Consider the following 19996-nt stretch of genomic DNA (forward strand, 5'->3'; position numbering starts at 1 on the left):
TAGCTTCTGCTGAAAATAAATTATTAAAATATGAACTTGATGCTGATCTTGCAGGTGGTTGCCCCTCAATTACCGGCCAACACTCCAGTTGTTACAAACCAGAGTGAAACTATGTATGATATTGTCTTAAAAGGAGGTTGGATACTAGCTCCGATTGCCTTTTTGTTATTAGTAGCTGTATATGTAATTATTGTTCGTTCGATCGAAATCCATAAGGCTTCGAAAACGAAAAACCTGGTGGATAAAATTGCTCCGATGCTTAAAGAAGGAAGTATTGATAAAGCTCTTTCTATATGTGAAATGAGTGATATGCCTATAGGAGAAGTATTATCTTGTGGATTAAAGAATTTAGGAAATTCTGTTCTCGATATTAAAGATTCCATGGAAGCTGAAGCTCGTCAACAAGTAGATGAATTAAGCAAAGGGATGAATTATCTTGCCATCATTTCCTCTGTAGCTCCTATGTTCGGTTTCTTAGGAACCATATTTGGTGTAATCAAAATTTTTTACAGCATATCTCTGACTGACAATATTAGTATCGGAACCATATCTGGGGGATTATACCAAAAAATGATTTCTTCAGCAGCAGGGCTGTTAGTTGGAATTATTGCTTTTTCGGCTTATCATATCTTAAACGGAAGAATGGATCGCATTATTTCTAGCATGGAAAGACAAAGCAATCAGTTTTTGAACATGCTTAGAAAAAAATAAGCGATGGGATTATTAAAATATTTCAAAGATGATCATCAAACGAAAGCGAGAATTGCAGCCTGAAGTTTACACTTCGTCGCTCAATGACATCATGTTTTTTCTGCTGCTCTTTTTTCTGATTGTTTCCACATTGGTGAACCCTTCAGTTATCCAGTTGATGTTGCCAAAAGCATCTGCAAATATTCAACAGATGTCGAAACAAACTATAAACTTATCTATTACCTCAGATTTACATTACTATCTGAATGATAAGCCAATAACTCTTGATCAAATACAACCGGCTATTCAACAAATGGTCGCAAATACAGCTGATGCAACCATTATTTTGCGTGCTGACCGTTCAATTCAACTGCAAGATTTGGTTACTATTCTTGATATTGGACGTAAGCTTCATGTAAAAATGATATTAGCAACACAGAAAGAGTAGGATGTGTGATTTAAGTCAACTGTTGTCTGTAATATTTTATTCAGAAGGCAGGTTGTAAATCCTTGTTTATGAAGAAGTCAAAGTTTTATGGAATAATTGGAACAACTGCATTTGCCATTGTGGTTTTTTTGCTCTTTCTGCTTGTAAAATTACCTTTTACTCAAAGTTCATACAGCGAACCAATTTATATTAATTTAGGAGATGCAAATGATGGAGTGGGGGTTTCTGTTCCTTCTCCGGATATGAGTGCTATTCCTACAAAATCAGAAAAACAAGCATCCTCAGTATCAACCCATCAAAATGTACTAACTCAGGTTGAAAATTCGCCTGTGTCAATGCCAGAAACAAAAAAGAAAAAAATAAAAACTGAAATTTCACAGAAAGAAAACATAGAGAAAAAGAATGATCAAAAGTTGGCAGAGGAAGCATTTCAAAAAGCCCAACTGGCTAAACAAGAATCTGAAAAACAGGCTATTAATAGAGCCAGAAAATTAGGTAGTGTTTTTGGAACTGATCAAGGTCATGGAGGAGGTAGTGGACAAGGTAATGCTGTTCAGGGTAATCCCCTTGGTGTTATAGGTGGAAACGGAGTAAGTGTTTCAGTATCAGGGAGATCTCCATTGTATATCCCGAGCCCATCTTATCAGAGTAATGATGAAGGTGTCGTTACAGTACATGTTATGGTCGATCAAAATGGGAATGTATCTAACGCGTATATCGGTGCGTCAACCACGACAAACCAAACATTAAGGAATGCTGCTTTGGAAGCTGCACGCAAAAGCAAATTTTCTAAAGGCAATCATGATGCTATAGGTACTATTATTTATCATTTTATTCTTAAATAAATATTTAAAAATCAATTAGTTATGTCAACTAATTTTATTTTTCTTGCCGAAGGATTCGAAGAAACAGAAGCCATTACAATTGTTGATTTACTACGTCGTGCTTCTATTGATGTGACTACAGTATCAGTCACAGGTCATAATCTAGTAACGGGATCTCATGCTATATCTCTCTGGGCGGATGCTTTATTTGAAGAAGTGGATTTTACAGAAGCAAACCTATTGATCTTGCCCGGTGGAATGCCAGGATCATTGAATTTAGCTGAACATAAGGGCTTGGCCAATTTGCTTTTACAACATAATCAAAACAATAAATTTTTAGCAGCTATTTGTGCAGCGCCAACTGTTTTGGGAAAATTAGATATTTTGCAGAATCGGAATGCAATTTGTTTCCCAGGATTTGAAAAAGATTTACGTGGTGCCAAGATTTCTCCAAACTCAATTGTAAAAGATTCTAATATTGTTACAGCAAAAGGGCCTGCATATGCTGTAGCTTTTGGTTTATATCTGGTACAACTTATAAGCGGGGAAGAAAAAGCAAAAGACGTTGCTGACCATTTTTTATATACTCTTTAAAATGGTGTTTGAGGGCTTAGCAAGATATTCTATTTATCATAATATTAATTATAGGAATAACAAATCAACTATTCAACTATAATTGCAATAATCAAATTCAATGCTTTCAAAAATTATCGCTGAATCACTAATCACCGACACAAGACAATATATTGAAAATGCAAATAATATAATTATTATTACCCATATTAGTCCAGATGGCGATGCGATGGGTTCTGCTTTAGGAGTCTATCATTTTTTATCTTCTCTAAACAAAAAGGCATCTATTGTTGTTCCAAATAAATTTGCTTCATTTTTTAATTGGATGCCTGCAGCTACAGATATTTTCATTTATGAAGTGCAGGAAGAAAAAATAAATCAATTAATATCAGTCGCTGATTTAATTATCATGACTGATTTCAATACTTTATCCCGAATTGGAGCGCTTCAAGAAATCATAGAGAAATTTACGGGAGACAAAATTTTAATCGATCATCATCGAAATCCTGATCTCAATATTGCAAATATTATTATTTCCTATCCTCATATCAGCTCAACTTCAGAAATAGTTTTTCGCCTGATATACAGGATGGGGTTTTCTGAAACAATGAATAACTGCTGTGCTACAAGTATTTACACTGGTATGATGACAGATACAGGAGCGTTTACTTTCAATTCCAATAATCCTGAAATTTATTTTATCATATCCGAGCTCTTAACAAAAGGAATCGATAAAGATCAGATTTATAATAATATATATAATACTTATTCAGCAGATCGGTTGCGGCTAATGGGTTACGCTTTAACAGCAAAAATGGAAGTTCTTGATGAATACAAAACAGCTATTATCACGTTAACTGCTGATGAATTAGAGCATTATAACTATCAGGAAGGAGATACAGAAGGGTTCGTGAATCTTCCATTGAGTATAAAGGGTGTTGTGTGTTCTATTCTCATTAAGGAAAACACAACTCATGTTAAACTATCATTTCGTTCGAGAGGTTCTTTTCCTGTTAATCTGATTGCTTCGAACTATTTCCACGGCGGTGGACATATTAATGCTGCTGGTGGAGAAAGCTATGAATCTATAAACCAGACATTTAAACGTGTAAAAGAAATTTTACCTCTTTACAAAGAGCAACTGAACTCAATTGATTAATTGTTCGTTAGATCTTATTGTATTTTTTTATTTTTTTGGCAGAAATATAGTTTGTTCCCGATCAGCTCCAACAGATACTATAGTAATAGGAGTTTTAAGCTCATTTTCAATAAAATGAATATATGCATTAAATTCCTCTGGAAATTCATTCTGATGCTTCATGGAGGACATTGAACATTTCCAACCTGGTAATTCTGCATAAATTGGTTCTATTTTAGTATCTGTTTCAAAGGGAAAATAATTAATTTCATCGTTCCCTATTTTATATCCTACGCAAATCTTGATGGTATCAAAATTATCCAAGACGTCACTCTTCATCATAATTAGCTGAGTAACGCCATTAATCATAATGGCATATTTCAATGCTACTAAATCAAGCCACCCACAACGACGCGGACGACCAGTCACTGAACCGTATTCATAGCCTAAATCCCTCATTTTTTGTCCAATTTCATCATCTAATTCTGTAGGGAAAGGACCGCTTCCTACACGTGTACAATAAGCTTTAAATATTCCGAATACATCGCCAATCTTGTTCGGTGCGATTCCTAACCCCGTACAAACGCCTGCTGAGATTGTATTCGAAGAGGTAACAAAAGGATATGAACCAAAATCAATATCGAGCATAGTACCCTGAGCCCCTTCAGCTAAAATAGATTTCTTATGATCAATATATTTATTTATAACATGTTCACTATCAATTAATTGGAATTCCATGAGTTTCTTAACTCCATCAAACCATTCTTTTTCCAAACGTACCAAATCATCAATGGGATAGTTATATTGAGCTAAAATTGATTTATGGCGGGCGACGGCTGTGGCATATGTTTGGTCAAAATTATGGAGCAAGTCCCCTACCCTTAACCCGTTACGACTGATTTTATCCGTATATGTAGGGCCAATACCTTTCCCTGTAGTTCCGATTTTATTACTACCTTTTGAAGCTTCATAAGCAGCATCGAGTAAACGATGAGTCGGCAAAATAAGATGTGCTTTTTTAGAAATTAGTAAGCGATCAGTAAGTTTATGCCCTGATTTTTCCAACGCTTCCACTTCGGCCTTAAATAAAGCAGGATCCAGTACAACCCCATTACCAATAATATTAATTTTATTCCCTTGAAAAATTCCGGATGGAATAGATCGCAAGACATATTTTTCACCTTCAAATTCTAGTGTATGTCCTGCATTAGGCCCCCCCTGAAAACGAGCTACAACGTCATATTTTGGAGTTAATACATCAACAACCTTTCCTTTCCCTTCATCGCCCCATTGAAGCCCTAGCAATACATCTATTTTCATGTTTACGCAAGTTTTTAATCAGATGAATAGATTTGTTTCTCAAAACTTTAATTACATGTTTTCCTGAAATCAAATCGAAGTGTAAAGATATCAATTTTCCACGGAAAACGTATATTAAACGAACAAAAGATATTGTACAAAACTGCCCCGTAAAAGCTTTTATTTAAAAGCATTACGAGGCAGGTGCATTAATGCATTATGAATTAATAAATTAGTCTTTGAGTTTTGCTTTAAGGAATTCACGGTTTAAACGAGCAATATGTGCAATAGATACACTCTTAGGACATTCTGATTCACAAGCTCCTGTGTTGGTACAGTTTCCAAAGCCCAATTCGTCCATTTTGGCTACCATGGCTTTAGCACGTCGTGCTGCTTCCACTTTTCCTTGAGGCAAAAGCGCTAATTGACTCACTTTTGCGGAAACGAAAAGCATAGCTGAACCATTTTTACATGCAGCAACACACGCACCACAACCTATACAGGATGCTGCATCCATTGCCTCGTCTGCTTTGTCTTTTGAAATTGGAATTGCATTGCCATCAGGAACACCTCCGGTTGAAACCGAAACAAAGCCGCCTGCCTGAATAATCTTGTCAAAAGCACTCCGGTCGACCATTAAGTCTTTGATAACCGGAAATCCTTTCGAACGCCAAGGCTCAATAATAATGGTTTCTCCATCTTTAAATTTTCGCATATGAAGTTGACACGTTGTTACATCTTCATCAGGTCCGTGAGGATGTCCGTTGATATATAACGAACACATTCCACAAATACCTTCGCGACAATCATGATCAAAAACAACAGGTTCTTTCTTTTCCGAAATCAACTTTTCATTCAATACATCAAGCATTTCAAGAAAAGAACTATCTATTGATATATTATTTAATTGATATGTTTCAAATCCACCCTTGCTTTGAGGGCCTTTCTGACGCCATACTTTCAGAGTGATATTAATCGTTTTTTCCATAATTTTATTCGATTTGATCGCTTTTTGTCAAGCTTGTTTTAACTGATAGATTTACTTGTAGTTTCGTTGTTGCATATGAACTGTCTCATAAACAAGTGGTTCCTTTAGTAAGGAAGGAGCCTTATCTTCACCTTCATATTTCCAGCAACCAACATATGAAAAATGTTCATCATCACGTAACGCTTCACCTTCAGCAGTCTGATATTCTGCTCTAAAGTGGCCACCACATGATTCTTCGCGATGCAAAGCATCACGTGCCATCAGTTCTCCAATTTCAATAAAATCAGCAACTCTTAACGCTTTTTCTAACTCTACATTTAGATCTTCGCTCTCGCCTGGAATGTAAACATTCGTCCAAAACTCATGTTTTACTTTTTGAATATCATCTAATGCTTCTTGTAAACTTTCTTTGGTGCGGCTCATTCCAACGAAATCCCACATAATCAATCCCAACTGTTTATGAATGGAATCAACCGAACGATTTCCCTTGATTGCCATGATTTTTTGAATTTTAGCTTGTACTGAACCTTCAGCTTCAGCAAACTCTGGCAATTCAGTACTCATACGTGGAGTACGTATTTCATCCGCTAAATAATTTTGTATTGTATAAGGCAAAACAAAATAACCATCGGCCAAACCTTGCATTAATGCAGAAGCTCCCAAGCGGTTTGCCCCGTGATCAGAAAAATTAGCTTCGCCAATGGAAAACAACCCTTCAATGCTCGTCATGCATTCGTAATCAACCCAGATGCCACCCATTGTATAGTGAATTGCCGGATAAATCATCATTGGCGTTTCATATGGATCTTCATCTACGATCTTATAATACATTTGGAATAAGTTGCCATAACGTGCTTCAACAACATCACGACCTAAACGATTAATAGCCTCGGAAAAATCAAGATAAACGGCTAGTCCGGTAGCACCCACACCAAAACCGGCATCGCAGCGTTCTTTAGCTGCACGGGAAGCAACATCACGTGGAACAAGATTCCCGAAAGCAGGATAACGACGTTCCAAATAATAATCTCTATTATCTTCAGGTATTTGAGTTGGCTTTAATTTACCAGCACGAATAGCATCAACGTCTTCTTTTTTCTTCGGAACCCAGATGCGGCCGTCGTTGCGTAATGATTCTGACATCAGGGTCAATTTCGATTGAAACTCACCGTGAACCGGAATGCAGGTAGGGTGAATTTGTGCATAACAGGGATTAGCAAAATAAGCTCCCTTTCGATAGCACTGCATAGCTGCAGAGCCATTGGAACCCATCGCATTGGTTGATAGAAAGAAGGTATTTCCATAACCACCGGTTGCAATGACTACAGCATGTCCAAAAAATCTTTCCAGCTTGCCGGTCCGTAAATTACGTGCAATAATGCCACGGGCTTTGCCGTTAATAATTACAACATCCATCATTTCGTAACGGGTATAAAGCTTTACAGATCCTTTGCTGACTTGCCGACTTAATGCAGAGTAAGCCCCTAATAATAACTGCTGTCCAGTTTGACCTTTAGCATAAAAGGTTCTTGACACCTGCGCTCCACCAAAAGACCGATTATCCAGATATCCACCATATTCACGGGCAAAAGGAACACCTTGGGCAACGCATTGGTCAATAATGCTGTTTGATACTTCTGCTAATCGATATACGTTGGCTTCACGGGCTCTGTAATCACCTCCTTTGATGGTATCGTAAAACAGCCGATATACAGAATCTCCATCATTGGGATAATTCTTTGCGGCATTTATACCACCTTGAGCTGCAATGGAATGTGCACGGCGTGGAGAATCCTGAATACAAAAATTTAAAACATTGAAACCAAGTTCACCTAATGAAGCTGCTGCCGAAGCTCCGGCCAAACCTGTTCCAACAACAATAATATCTAAACGACGTTTGTTGGCAGGATTCACTAATTTTTGTGAGGCTTTATAATTACTCCACTTTTGAGCTAAAGGTCCTTGTGGAATTTTGGAATTGATCTGTGTCATATTTAATTAGTTTATTATTTTATAAAACAGTAAATTACGCTCCAAATCCAAATAAGAAATAAAGATTTATTGATGTAAAGCAAAGAGTCAGGATAGTAGCATAAATAATCCCAATAACTTGCAAGCGAGGTTGCCATTTTTTGTTGTCAATACCCAAGGTTTGGAATGAACTCCAGAAGCCATGAGTCAAATGAAACCACAGAACCCAATACCATATTATATAGAGAATACTAAAAATCGGTTGACGGAATAATGTAGCTACCAAGGCATACGATTCATCAGCATGCACCTGATTAGCCCCACCCAGAAATGCCTGTAACTGCATCTTTGCCCAAAACTGGGTTAAATGCAGCAAAATAAACAATAATACGATAACTCCCAAAATAAGCATATTGCGAGCTGCCCATGAAGTTGTTTCACTCTTTTTTCCTGATGCATATCTAACTTCGCCTCTTGCGCGATAGTTCTGCCATGATAACCATAAGGCATACAAAATGTGGATAACGAATCCAGCTGCTAAAATAGGTACCATGACGGTAACAATAGGAAGTTCCATAATATCGTTCACAGCTGTATAAGCAGACGGACCTCCTAATAAAAACATGTTCAGGAAGCAGTGAAGCGTTAGGAAAAGAAACAAAAACAACCCGGATATACTCATTATGAGCTTTCTTCCGATGGATGAGTTAATGACAAATAACTTCATAACAGATTTAAATTGATGTTTATTGATATGAGGAATTAAAATTAAAAGAACAACTGAATGACAACGTGTATATTTAAAACGCTGATATTTTGCGTGTTGACGTTTTTTTGATTAGAAATAAACACGTGGCAAAATTAGGAAAATCCCTTTGTATGGCAAAGAAATAAAGAAATATTTCTGCAATTTTTTCTTTCGTTCGATGGAATATAATTTAATAGTCTAATATTCAATATAAAAAAGGTCGTTCCACCTATCATGAAACAACCTTTATCATAAAGAAAACAGATTTGAAAGGTTTATCCGCAGCGTGAATACCCACAAGATTGGCAAGTTAAACAACCTTCCTGATATATTAAGGTTTCCTGGCCACAACTTGGGCATTTTTTTCCTTCAGCAGTCATACCGTCTGGAATATATTTTTTCAAAGCACGCTCTACCCCATTTTTCCATGTATTAATAGATTCGCTATTCAACTGTAATCCAGAAACGAGTTTAAGTACTTGATCTATAGGCATTCCATAACGCAATACTCCAGAAATAAGTTTAGCATAATTCCAATATTCAGGATCAAATTTATATGAAAGCCCTTCAATGGTAGTTTTGTATCCGCGTTTGTTAGTAAACTGAAAATCATACCGGCTGCGTCCGTCCTCATTTTTGTTTTTGATAATTTTACCTTCCACTATTTGTTTCGGCAATACAATTCCGTCGTCATCATCGGCTAATCCGGTAAAGATTTCATAAGGTCGTCCGTTAACCAATCCTACAAAAGCAATCCATTTTTCTTTGTTATTTTGAAAACGAACCACATCGCATGGTAATTCTTTCGGTCGCTCAATGACGTTATTATAACAGAAGCAGGATTGATCTTTTTCGTCTTTCTCACTTTGTGCTTCTTCAATTTTTTCCTGACTTGCTGTGACCAAGACGCCTGACCGAGAACCTTCGCGATAAACCGTGCATCCTTTACATCCTGATTTCCAAGCTTCTACATATAGTTGCCCAACTAGTTCTTCCGACACATCCGCTGGCAAATTAATGGTAACGCTAATGGAATGGTCAACCCATTTCTGAATTCGTCCCTGCATTTGAACTTTCTTCAACCAATCAACATCCGCTGAAGTTGCCTTATAATATGGTGATTTACTAATCATTTCATCCAACTCTGCTTTAGAATAGTGCTTGGCAGGATTATAGCCATTGGCTTCCATCCAAGTGACGAATTTATGGTGAAACACAATGTATTCTTCCCATGCGTCTCCAACTTCATCAATAAAATCAACATGTACATCGGCATCATTCGGATTTACTTTTCTACGACGACTGTAAACACATGAAAATGCAGGTTCAATACCCGACGTAGTTTGCGACATCATGCTAGTTGTACCTGTTGGAGCAATCGTTAAGCAAGCAATATTTCGACGCCCAAATTTTACCATCTGAGCATATAGGTCAGGATCAGCATCTTTAATTCGGATGATAAACGGATTATCTTTTTCTCGTTTGGCATTATATATTTCAAAAGCACCTCGTTCTTGTGCAAGCTTTACAGAAGAACGATAAGCAGACAAAGCGGTTACTTTATGTACTTTTTCGGAAAATTCATTTGCAGCATCTGTGCCATAAATCAATCCCAATGCGGCCAGCATATCACCTTCTGCTGTAGTTCCTACCCCTGTTCTGCGACCTAACAAGGTTTTATCTCTGATCTTTTCCCATAAATGACGTTCTGCCAGCTTAATAGCTTCATTTTCAGGATCGGAATCAATCTTATGTAGAATCTGATTGATTTTTTCCATCTCCAAATCAATAATGTCATCCATAATTCGTTGAGCATACATTACATGCTGGGCAAAAAGATCAAAATCAAAATAAGCATCTTTAGTAAAAGGATTCACAACGTATGAATAGAGATTAACAGCTAACAATCTGCAACTATCATATGGGCAAAGTGGAATTTCCCCACATGGATTTGTTGAGACGGTTTTGAAACCTAAATCAGCATAACAATCTGGAATAGATTCACGGATAATGGTATCCCAAAACAATACCCCCGGTTCAGCCGATTGCCATGCATTGTGGATGATTTTTTTCCATAAGAATTCTGCATCGATTTCTTTTACGTATTGAGGCTGATCTGATTGAATTGGAAACTGTTGTTTGTAGCTCTTGTGTTCAATAGCTGCCTGCATAAATTCATCGTCTATCTTAACCGAGACATTGGCACCTGTAACTTTACCCTGTTCTAATTTAGCATCAATGAAATCTTGAGAATCAGGATGCTTAATCGAAACACTTAACATTAATGCACCTCGCCTACCATCTTGTGCCACTTCACGGGTCGAATTGGAATAACGTTCCATAAAAGGAACAATTCCTGTGGATGTTAATGCCGAATTTTTGACAGGTGAGCCTTTCGGTCTAATCTGCGACAGATCATGCCCTACTCCACCACGACGTTTCATTAATTGCACCTGTTCTTCATCCAGTTTTATAATAGCGCCGTATGAATCAGATTGTCCATCAATACCAATAACAAAACAGTTTGACAACGAAGCAACCTGATATGTGTTACCAATACCAGTCATTGGGCTTCCCTGGGGAATAATGTAACGAAAATTGCGTAATAACTCGAAGATCTGATTTTCGGTAAGAGCATTTGGATAGTTTTGTTCAATGCGTGCAATTTCAGATGCAATCCGATGATGCATATCCTCGGGGGTGCTCTCGAAGATATTTCCAAATGAATCTTTCAATGCATACTTATTGATCCAAACTCGGGCCGCAAGTTCGTCTCCCTGAAAATAAGCCAATGATGCTTGAAAGGCTTCGTCAAAGGTGTAAATTTTTGTGTCCATATTCTAGAAAGTTGATGTTATAGGCTATCTTATGTCGCTTGAATTATTTTATTTTTTAGGCTACAATGTTACAATAGTTTTCCGAAAAATAGAACACAATCGAAATATTTTTTTTCTGAATTATTTATTCCATTATATATTATATTGATAATAAGAATAATAGAAAACCGAATTAATCAATTTGTTTTCGATTATAGAAACCATACGATTAATTCGATTCATAAAAAAAAACACTAGTCTAGCGCTTTTTATCGACAATCATTACAAAACAACTTATTCTTTTTATGCCAATACGGAAATGCCGTGCAAAACATATTTTCGGACATTAAGTGGTTACGAATAAATCAAAGCCACATCAATAGCTCGCGAAGATTCAAAAGGGAGCATGGCATTAATCAGTTTCGCACAATAAAAAGAACTCAGATCTCCAAGCTTTATTTTTCTTTCGATGATAATTCCTTGCTGTAACAAATATTGCCGCTGTATCCCGTTTAATAAATAATAGGATGGTGTAATCCAATCTTTTCCGTCATAAAAAACAATATTTGAAAAAGAAGTATCTGTCACACATCCTTGTTTTACAATCAAGATGTCATCAGAGGATGAATGGTTCAAATAGTCGTTGAAGGCCGAACGGTCGTAATACTTAAATGCGTAATCAATTTTATCATCATACACTACTTGCAATGAACGGATATCTCTTGCATGATAAGGTTCGAAAGTTACAGCTTCAATATCGGATGAATATACAACACGGCATTTATAAGTTGCTTCTGTCAATGTTTGCGGTATCTGAATTGCTCGGGACAAATCAATATCTTGCACCTTATCAAAAAAGTGATACCGAGTGTCATTCAGACGTCTTTCGTGCCATTCCGGTCTAATTAGCTGACGGTGTTCAATTCTGAGGGTTTCAATAAATCGGTACATATATTTTTTCTACTAATTCATTATATTCGTCAAGACAGTTACTTAAGGCTGTAATGCCTCCTCCGCTTTTATAGACGTATCCGGTCGCCGTTTTTTCAATAAATCGTATCATGACAGCGCTATCGAGTGAATACCCGTCAAAAACGCCAAAAACGCCCGTATAATACCCTCGTGCATATTGTTCTGTATCACAAAGAATTTGAACCGTTTTCTTTTTGGGAGCGCCTGTCACTGACCCTGCAGGTAACATCGTAAAAATAATATTCCCTAATCTGGATTGATAATCAAAAGGTAAGGTTCCTTCAATTTCAGTGCTGGCTTGTAACAAGGTCCCCCAGTTCATCGCTATCTCCTCTATATATCGCAGCTTTGTTACTGCTACCCTTTCGGCCACCATACTAAGATCGTTCCGCAACAAATCAACAATTGTGTAATGTTCAGCCTTTTCTTTAATGCTATTCAGCAATTGCTCTTTGGCAGCAGGTGTCGAAGCGTTAATAGTGCCTTTCATGGGGTATGTGCGTATCGTTCCTTCAGAAATGGTCACAAACGTTTCTGGAGAAAAGCAAACAAACTGATCACGATACCAGAGTTTGTATTTTGCCTTTGCATGGTGGAAAACAGTTCGCAGGTCAGTATTCAACTTTATGGGAGTTTGATCAGTCAGGTTCATCAGGAAGCTATTCCCTTTTTTTATTTCACTGATCACTCTGTCAAACTGTTGCCGATATTCATCCAAAGGCCGTGGAAAGATATCGATATGTTGTATTGGTAGTTCATCGTTTTGATCATTATCAGACAAAAAATTAGCAATAGGAGTTTGAAATAAAATTTCCTCTGTGTATATTTCTTCGAATGATAATACCACTGGATGTTGCTGCAAAAAGTCGATCATAAAAAAGAAAGGAGTCCCGGATCTTCCGAAGTGGTTCATCCTTTCTCTGGCAGTATCAATTTGTTCCATGTATTGATCAAACTTTGTGTGAACTCTTACAAATATACCGTTTTTTCTGTCAACCTAAAAAGCAAACCCCTCCAAAATAAATCAGAGGGGTTGTAATTTATACTTATTTGTTCAACTGGTTTTTACCAGATGTGAGCTTGCTTATCTTCAGGCAAATACATTCTATCTCCCGCTTTTATATTGAATGCTTTAATGAATGCTTCAATATTTGGCAGGGCTCCGTCTACACGCCATTTACCCAAAGAATGAGGATCTTCTTTTGTTCTGCGGATAATCTCTTCCGGACGAATATTGCCGGCCCATACGGTGGCATAAGCCAGGAAGAAACGTTGTTGTGGAGTAAAGCCATCCATTTTATTTGGGTTGATTTTTCCTGCTTTCAGTGCATTTTCCATTGCCAGGAATGAAATGTGTAAACCACCATTATCAGCAAGATTTTCGCCCAAAGTAAATGCTCCGTTTCCATAGGTATTCGGAGCAACCTGAATGCTACTGAACCATTTTGAAAGTACATCAGCTCTGGAGACAAAATTCTTAGCATCCTGAGGCGTCCACCAGTTTTTCAAATTACCAAATTTATCATATTGACGACCTTGATCATCAAACCCGTGAGTCATTTCATGTCCGATTACAACACCGATAGCTCCATAATTCGCAGCATCATCAGCATTTTGTTGAAAAAATGGAGGTTGCAGAATTGCAGCAGGGAAACAAATCTCGTTTGTTGTCGGATTGTAATATGCATTGACAGTTTGCGGAGTCATTTGCCATTCGTTTACGTCAGTTGGTTTGTCAATTTTGTTGATAATGTAATTCATTTCGAATTGACGAGACCGCATGACATCAGCAAAATAACTGTCGTTCAAGATTTGTAATCCAGAATAATCCCGCCATTTGTCAGGATATCCGATTTTGATATGAATAGCATATAATTTTGCAATAGCCGTATCTTTGGTAGCCTGAGACATCCATGCTGCTTCGCGGATACGTTCTGCAAATGCATTTTGTAAATTTTTAACCAACTGAACCATTCGTTCTTTTGCAGCAGGTGGAAAATATTTTGCTACATACATTTCTCCTAAAGCTTCACCCATTGCTCCATCAACGGAAGAGATAACACGCTTCCATCTTGGACGCATTTCCTGACGACCAGAAAGTGCTTTGCCGTAAAAATCAAAGCTTGCATTTGCAAAAGCATCGCTTAAATAAGGAGATGCACTGTTGATAAGATTCCATGCAAAGTATGCTTTCACAACATCAGGGGATGAATTTTTGAAAATTCCATCAGCGGCTTTGAAGAAAGTCGGTTGCCCAACGTTGAGCTCTTTAACCTGAGGTACGCCAACTTCTTGAAAATAATTTTGAAAACCAAAATCAGGAGCTAAAGCCACCAATTGTTTGATATCCATTTTATTGAAATTCTTATGCGGATCACGCAGGGTAACACGATCCCATGATATCTTGGCCAGTTGGGTTTCAAGATTCATGACTTCTGAAGCCAGTTTCGCAGCAGGTTGATGTACCATGTCAGCATATCCCGAAAGAGCAAACAAACGGGTCATCAAATCAACATATTTTGTACGAATGTCCTTCATATGGGGATCATTCTGCAGATAATAATCACGGTCGCCAATGCCCAGTCCATCCTGATTTAAAAAAGCAATAGTCATTTTGCTATTGGAATTATCAGCCTCGGCATCCAATGAGAAGAAAGGCATTATGCCATATTTCTGCAAAGTAACCAGTTCTTTTTGTAATTCTGGCTTGGTGTTCAATTGGGCAATCTCTTCCAGCCAAGGTTTTAATGGAGCTGTACCTTGTTGTTGTAATTTCACACTATCCATACCCAATTTGTAGAGTGTTGCAATTTTATCAGGTATAGAACCCGGCGCGTTTTGTTTATTTGCCAATTCAGTCACCAGATCTTTTAATCGTGCCTGATTATCTTCAGCTAACTGGTCAAAAGTACCAAAACGAGCATACTCTGGAGAAAGCGGATGTCTTTTAATCCAGCCGCCGCATGCATATTGATAAAAATCGTTCACGGGACTGGCTGTAGTATCCAGATTAGCCAAGTCAATCCCCGACGTCAAAACTGCTTTGGGAGCTGGCTTACAGCCTGCCAAAAGCCCCATAGCAATACCCATAAAAATCATGATTTTTTTCATGCGAAAAGGTTTTGATTTAGTGTGAAACAACGTTTGCATGTAAATCGTTATTTCGGTTACTATTTAGCGAACATGCTCGTTTAAATGAAAGTAAAACTCTCTAAACTTAATGATATGGGTGCAAAGATAAAAGAAAAAAACGGATACAATGAAATTCTTTTATGAAATAATATCCAATATCTATGTTTTTTACAAGCGCCACTATACCGGTTAATTACGTCTAAATTCATTTTTGGAGAATTTTAACCCTCAAATATCTATTTGATAACGATTTATACGACAAACGCATTCCATTCATTAATCAACCTGAGACAGCACTCCCAAACAATAAACCGGCCATCTATCGTTTTAAATTTTAAAAGGCTGCGTCGTAATGAAACAGCCTTTATCTTTAATAATTATCTGATGGCAGAAGACATAAAATAGGAGTTAAATTGACGAGTCTTCCTGAAAATCTATATCACCAAATCCCTCTTCATCGAGCTCATCCATGTCGTAATCTTCGTCGCCGTAAAATTGTTCATCTATTTCTGGACTTGATTTCTTTGGAGATTCTATTTCTACTGTTTCAATTTGTTTTGGAGGGTTGCCTTCTGAAAGCGAACATACAACTTCATCACTATATTGGCGTGGAATCATCTCCTTCAAAGTCATATAGAAACAACGCTCTGAAAGCATATCGAATACATAGATCATTTTTTGTTTCTCTTCTGTCACGTAATCTTCCAAAACGGTGTTTTCCATAACCAAATTATCAGTTTCCGAATCCGTTTCCATTTCAATAAGAGTGATTTCCTGTTGTTTCTCCCAGTCGTCATTACATAAAAAAAACGAAGTAATCTGGTCTTTTTCAAAATGCACGGAATCCAGAATGGCCTCATGCAGAGCTAAAAAGGTGGCACTGGAGTCAATCGTAATTTCACGAACAAAATTGTCCACTTCGTCTGATAAAATAAGAAATTTGTACAACATAGCAGGTAATAAATTTAGGCGCCAAAGATACGTATTTTTCCATTTTCCTCAATGTTCTACCATAGGGTTCAGCCTTCCCTATTTCAAAATAAATGCACTTCCTTTTTCGGAGTCAACAATAATAAACACAAATATACCATCATATTTTTCAAAATAATCACTCTGACTTTTATGATTAACGCTTAAATAAAATACTATATAACAGAATGTTGATTTGATATTAGCCTAATATGCTACTGAAAAATAATTTTAGATATGCCTTTTGCTCGAATATAATTTCAATTACAACTCTCTTCGCATTTGTGAAACAGGTATGTTCATTTGGGCCCGATACTTTGCAACAGTACGGCGTGCAATATCAAATCCCTGTTCCGCTAATAAAACAGCTAATTGGTCGTCAGTCAACGGATTTTTTTTATCTTCATTATCAATAGCATTCTGTAGAGCCATCTTAATGGCGTGTGTCGATAATTCTTCTCCAGAATCAGTTTGCACCATTTGAAAAAAGAAAAACTTCAACGGATAAATGCCAAACTCCGTCTGCACATACTTGCTATTGCTGACTCGAGAAATGGTAGACACATCAAGTCCGGTTACTTCTGCAATATCTTTCAAAATTAATGGGCGTAACAGCGATTCATCACCCTCCATAAAAAACGGCTTTTGCAGTTCAACTATTGCTTTCATCGTTGACAGTAAAGTATCATTACGGCGATGCAACGAATCAATAAACGATTCTGCTGAATCTATTTGTTGTTTCACATAAAAAATAGCGTCTTTGCTTTTTCTGGAATGATCTTTTTTAGATGCCAATTGTTTATGCATATATTCAAAATCAGGACTTACCCGCAACGCATGATGATTTCTATCATTTAATGAGACGATTAAATGTCCATTATCATTTTCAACAATGAAATCCGGAATCACAACCTCTTTATTCTTGTCAAGCAATGTGCTCCATGCCCCGCCTGGCTTGGGATTGAGTCTGAGAATTTCCTGAAAAGCTTCTCTTAATATATGCTGATCAACATTTAAATCGGACAAAATATGATCATAATTTTTGTGGGTTAAATCATCAAAATGATTTCCAACAATGTTTTGAGCTAGTTGCACGGACTGTGATTCTTCTTTTCGCTCCAGTTGAATTAATAAATTTTCCTGTAATGAGCGCGCACCAACACCAGCTGGATCTAAAGTGTGGATAATATCAATAGCCTCTTCTAATTCTTTTGTTGAAACCTGCTGTCCATTTTGAAAAAGCAAATCATCACACATTTCTTCAGTAGTCCGTCGCAAATAGCCATCTTCATCAATATTTCCAATGACATATAGTACCAGGTCAGTCATTTTTTGCGATAATGAGCGCAATCCAACCTGATTTTGCAAATACTCAAAAAATGTCATATCTGCCGAAAACGGGATATCTTCCCGACGATCATCCTTAGAGTAGTTGTTAATTTTTAATTTATAATCTGGAATATCGTCATCTGCTGCATAATCTTCCAAATCAAACGCTTCGTCTTGTGAATTGTCTGGCATATCCGTTCCCTGATCATCTTGCCCGCCTTCTTCAGGAGGCACTTCTTCCAAAGCCGGATTGCTTTCTAATTCCTGTGTAATCCGTTCATCTAATTCAGCCGTAGTCACCTCAAGCAACTTTACTAACATCAATTGTTGAGGCAACATTTTAAGCTGCTGTTTCTGACTCAATTGTTGTTTAAGCATAGCAATTATAGATGATTCTATTTAAAAACAAATTTGCCTATGATCATTAGTATCGAAAACTACTTCCGCCAACAAACTCCCTTAACAATGACGTTGGTGGTATTTCACGATCGCGAATTGGCAAGAAAAAACGTAAAAACTTTGCCAGTCGGTGCGCCTCTGTGAATTCGCTGCAATTTTGTGGTACTTCAGCCAAAAGAGGTTCAACATATTTTTTTAATACAGCCAATTCAAAAATTAAGGCAGAATTAAACATGACATCGGCATTTTCCTGAAATGGAAATATCCATTTATCTTCTCCATTTCTTACACTATCCCACCGCGCAATTGTTTCGCGGGCACTATAATTTCTATAACGAAAATCTCTTACTATACGACGAATCAGGCGGGTATCGGTCGTAGATATCCAGTTATGATTATCCAACGAAATGGTTGTCAAGGCCGAAACGTAGATTTTAAATTTATTGGCATCAGGTATGGCAGGAGTTAAAGCCGGATTTAAAGCATGAATTCCTTCCATAACAAGCACATTATCAGATTTTAATTTCATTTTTTCACCTTTGAAATACCGTTTCCCATCTTCAAAATTATACGTGGGTAATTCAATTTCTTCTCCTTGCAACAAACTGGTTAAATGTTGATTAAGGAGGTCAACATCTAAAGCATCAATGGATTCATAATCGAGTTCTCCATTTTCATCCCGAGGTGTCTTATCACGCGTAACAAAATAATTATCAAGGGAAATGACCAAAGGCTTTATACCTGCTACCAACAGTTGCACTGATAATCGTTTGCTAAAGGTAGTTTTACCTGACGAGGAAGGCCCGGAAATAAGCACAAATTTGGCTGATTCCTTCCGGTGTACAATCATATCAGCAATATTAGCCACTTTCTTTTCATGTAATGCTTCAGCGATATTAATTAAAGTGTAGCTCTTATTTTGTTTACACGCCAGATTAAAATCACCAACATTACGCATTCCCATTAAATTATTCCACGATATAAATTCTTTGAATACATGAAACATAGCAGGTTGATCCACATATTCCTCCAAAACTAACGGGTTCGTACGGTTAGGAATACGTAATAAAAATCCTTCTTCATATTTTTCAAGGTCAAAAAGTGTCAACTCGCCTGTAGTTGGTAATAAAACACTGCTATAATAATCTACAAAATCACCTATCCGGAAATATCGCGAATATAAAAATCCAAGTGTTTCCAACAACACAACCTTATCCATTTGCCCTCGTTGACGAAATAATTCAATGACTTCTGTTGTCTGCTTCTCTTCGCAAATAACCGGCAGATTTTGTGAGATAATCTCTTTCATTCTGTCTTTAATGACATTCAAATCAACTGCAACACACTTACCATTGACGGAAATGCAACCAAAGTAGCCTTTAGCCAAGGGATGCTCTATATGAAGAGTAGCATTACCATAAACATCATTGACTGCCTTTGCCATCACCATTGATAAAGTCCGCACATAAACACGCATTCCGGATGGAGTACTGACATCTATAAATTCTATATCTTTAGGCTTATATACAACAAAATCAAGGCTTTGAACTTTATTGTTAACTTTTGCAGCTACTACTTGAAACGGCATGTTTACTTTCAGTAAATGGAATATTTCCATCAGCGAAATGCCCGGAGTAACCTGATGATAGGAATTTGTATTTTTGCAATAAATGGTAATTGGTTGATCCATAATATATCTT

Annotated in this window: 16 protein-coding genes; 5 read left to right on the forward strand and 11 right to left on the reverse strand. The window is 37.1% G+C overall.

What is annotated here, in order from left to right; genetic code table 11:
* The first annotated feature begins 30 nt into the window (after positions 1-30).
* From FHX64_RS03110 to FHX64_RS03130, 5 genes are all read left to right on the forward strand, one after another.
* Entirely contained in the window at positions 31-711 is a 681-nt protein-coding gene (locus FHX64_RS03110) for a MotA/TolQ/ExbB proton channel family protein (protein WP_183412381.1), read from the forward strand.
* A 28-nt stretch (positions 712-739) separates the two neighbouring features.
* Positions 740-1138: an ExbD/TolR family protein gene (locus tag FHX64_RS03115; RefSeq protein WP_183412382.1), complete on the forward strand. Its 399-nt coding sequence runs from the start codon at positions 740-742 to the stop codon at positions 1136-1138.
* A 68-nt stretch (positions 1139-1206) separates the two neighbouring features.
* Positions 1207-1983, forward strand: coding sequence for an energy transducer TonB (locus FHX64_RS03120; RefSeq protein WP_183412383.1), 777 nt, complete (start codon positions 1207-1209; stop codon positions 1981-1983).
* A gap of 21 nt (positions 1984-2004) precedes the next feature.
* The gene (locus FHX64_RS03125) at positions 2005-2556 is read left to right on the forward strand and encodes a DJ-1 family glyoxalase III (protein WP_183412384.1); all 552 of its coding nucleotides are present in this window, start codon (positions 2005-2007) and stop codon (positions 2554-2556) included.
* A gap of 100 nt (positions 2557-2656) precedes the next feature.
* On the forward strand, positions 2657-3694 hold the full coding sequence (locus FHX64_RS03130; protein ID WP_183412385.1) for a DHH family phosphoesterase: 1038 nt from the start codon (positions 2657-2659) through the stop codon (positions 3692-3694).
* 27 nt (positions 3695-3721) lie between these two features.
* Here FHX64_RS03130 and FHX64_RS03135 read toward each other — a convergent pair whose 3' ends face one another.
* The 11 genes from FHX64_RS03135 to FHX64_RS03185 form a co-directional block, all read right to left on the reverse strand.
* Complete coding sequence (locus tag FHX64_RS03135) at positions 3722-4993, reverse strand: adenylosuccinate synthase (protein WP_183412386.1); 1272 nt, start codon at positions 4991-4993, stop codon at positions 3722-3724.
* Between the two features lie 211 nt (positions 4994-5204).
* A complete protein-coding gene (locus FHX64_RS03140; RefSeq protein ID WP_183412387.1) occupies positions 5205-5960 on the reverse strand; it encodes a succinate dehydrogenase/fumarate reductase iron-sulfur subunit in 756 nt (251 codons plus the stop codon).
* A 51-nt stretch (positions 5961-6011) separates the two neighbouring features.
* Entirely contained in the window at positions 6012-7952 is a 1941-nt protein-coding gene (locus FHX64_RS03145; protein WP_183412388.1) for a fumarate reductase/succinate dehydrogenase flavoprotein subunit, read from the reverse strand.
* 34 nt (positions 7953-7986) lie between these two features.
* Positions 7987-8658, reverse strand: a complete 672-nt coding sequence (locus FHX64_RS03150; RefSeq protein ID WP_183412389.1) for a succinate dehydrogenase cytochrome b subunit — start codon at positions 8656-8658, stop codon at positions 7987-7989.
* Positions 8659-8954: 296 nt separating this feature from the next.
* Positions 8955-11516: an adenosylcobalamin-dependent ribonucleoside-diphosphate reductase gene (locus tag FHX64_RS03155; RefSeq protein ID WP_183412390.1), complete on the reverse strand. Its 2562-nt coding sequence runs from the start codon at positions 11514-11516 to the stop codon at positions 8955-8957.
* A gap of 333 nt (positions 11517-11849) precedes the next feature.
* Positions 11850-12446, reverse strand: coding sequence for an aminotransferase class IV (locus tag FHX64_RS03160; RefSeq protein ID WP_183412391.1), 597 nt, complete (start codon positions 12444-12446; stop codon positions 11850-11852).
* Positions 12430-13410 carry an aminodeoxychorismate synthase component I gene (locus tag FHX64_RS03165; protein ID WP_183412392.1) on the reverse strand — a complete coding sequence of 327 codons (981 nt, stop codon included), beginning with the start codon at positions 13408-13410 and terminating at the stop codon, positions 12430-12432. Before FHX64_RS03165 ends, FHX64_RS03160 begins: the two co-directional genes overlap by 17 nt.
* Before the next feature lie 122 nt (positions 13411-13532).
* Positions 13533-15578: a M13 family metallopeptidase gene (locus FHX64_RS03170; RefSeq protein WP_183412393.1), complete on the reverse strand. Its 2046-nt coding sequence runs from the start codon at positions 15576-15578 to the stop codon at positions 13533-13535.
* Positions 15579-16007: 429 nt separating this feature from the next.
* On the reverse strand, positions 16008-16550 hold the full coding sequence (locus tag FHX64_RS03175) for an IS1096 element passenger TnpR family protein (RefSeq protein ID WP_183412394.1): 543 nt from the start codon (positions 16548-16550) through the stop codon (positions 16008-16010).
* 282 nt (positions 16551-16832) lie between these two features.
* On the reverse strand, positions 16833-18275 hold the full coding sequence (rpoN, locus tag FHX64_RS03180) for an RNA polymerase factor sigma-54 (RefSeq protein ID WP_183412395.1): 1443 nt from the start codon (positions 18273-18275) through the stop codon (positions 16833-16835).
* Positions 18276-18321: 46 nt separating this feature from the next.
* Complete coding sequence (locus FHX64_RS03185; protein WP_183412396.1) at positions 18322-19986, reverse strand: nucleoside kinase; 1665 nt, start codon at positions 19984-19986, stop codon at positions 18322-18324.
* Positions 19987-19996 lie beyond the last annotated feature (10 nt).

Source organism: Microbacter margulisiae, from assembly GCF_014192515.1.
In the GTDB taxonomy this organism is placed as follows: domain Bacteria; phylum Bacteroidota; class Bacteroidia; order Bacteroidales; family Paludibacteraceae; genus Microbacter; species Microbacter margulisiae.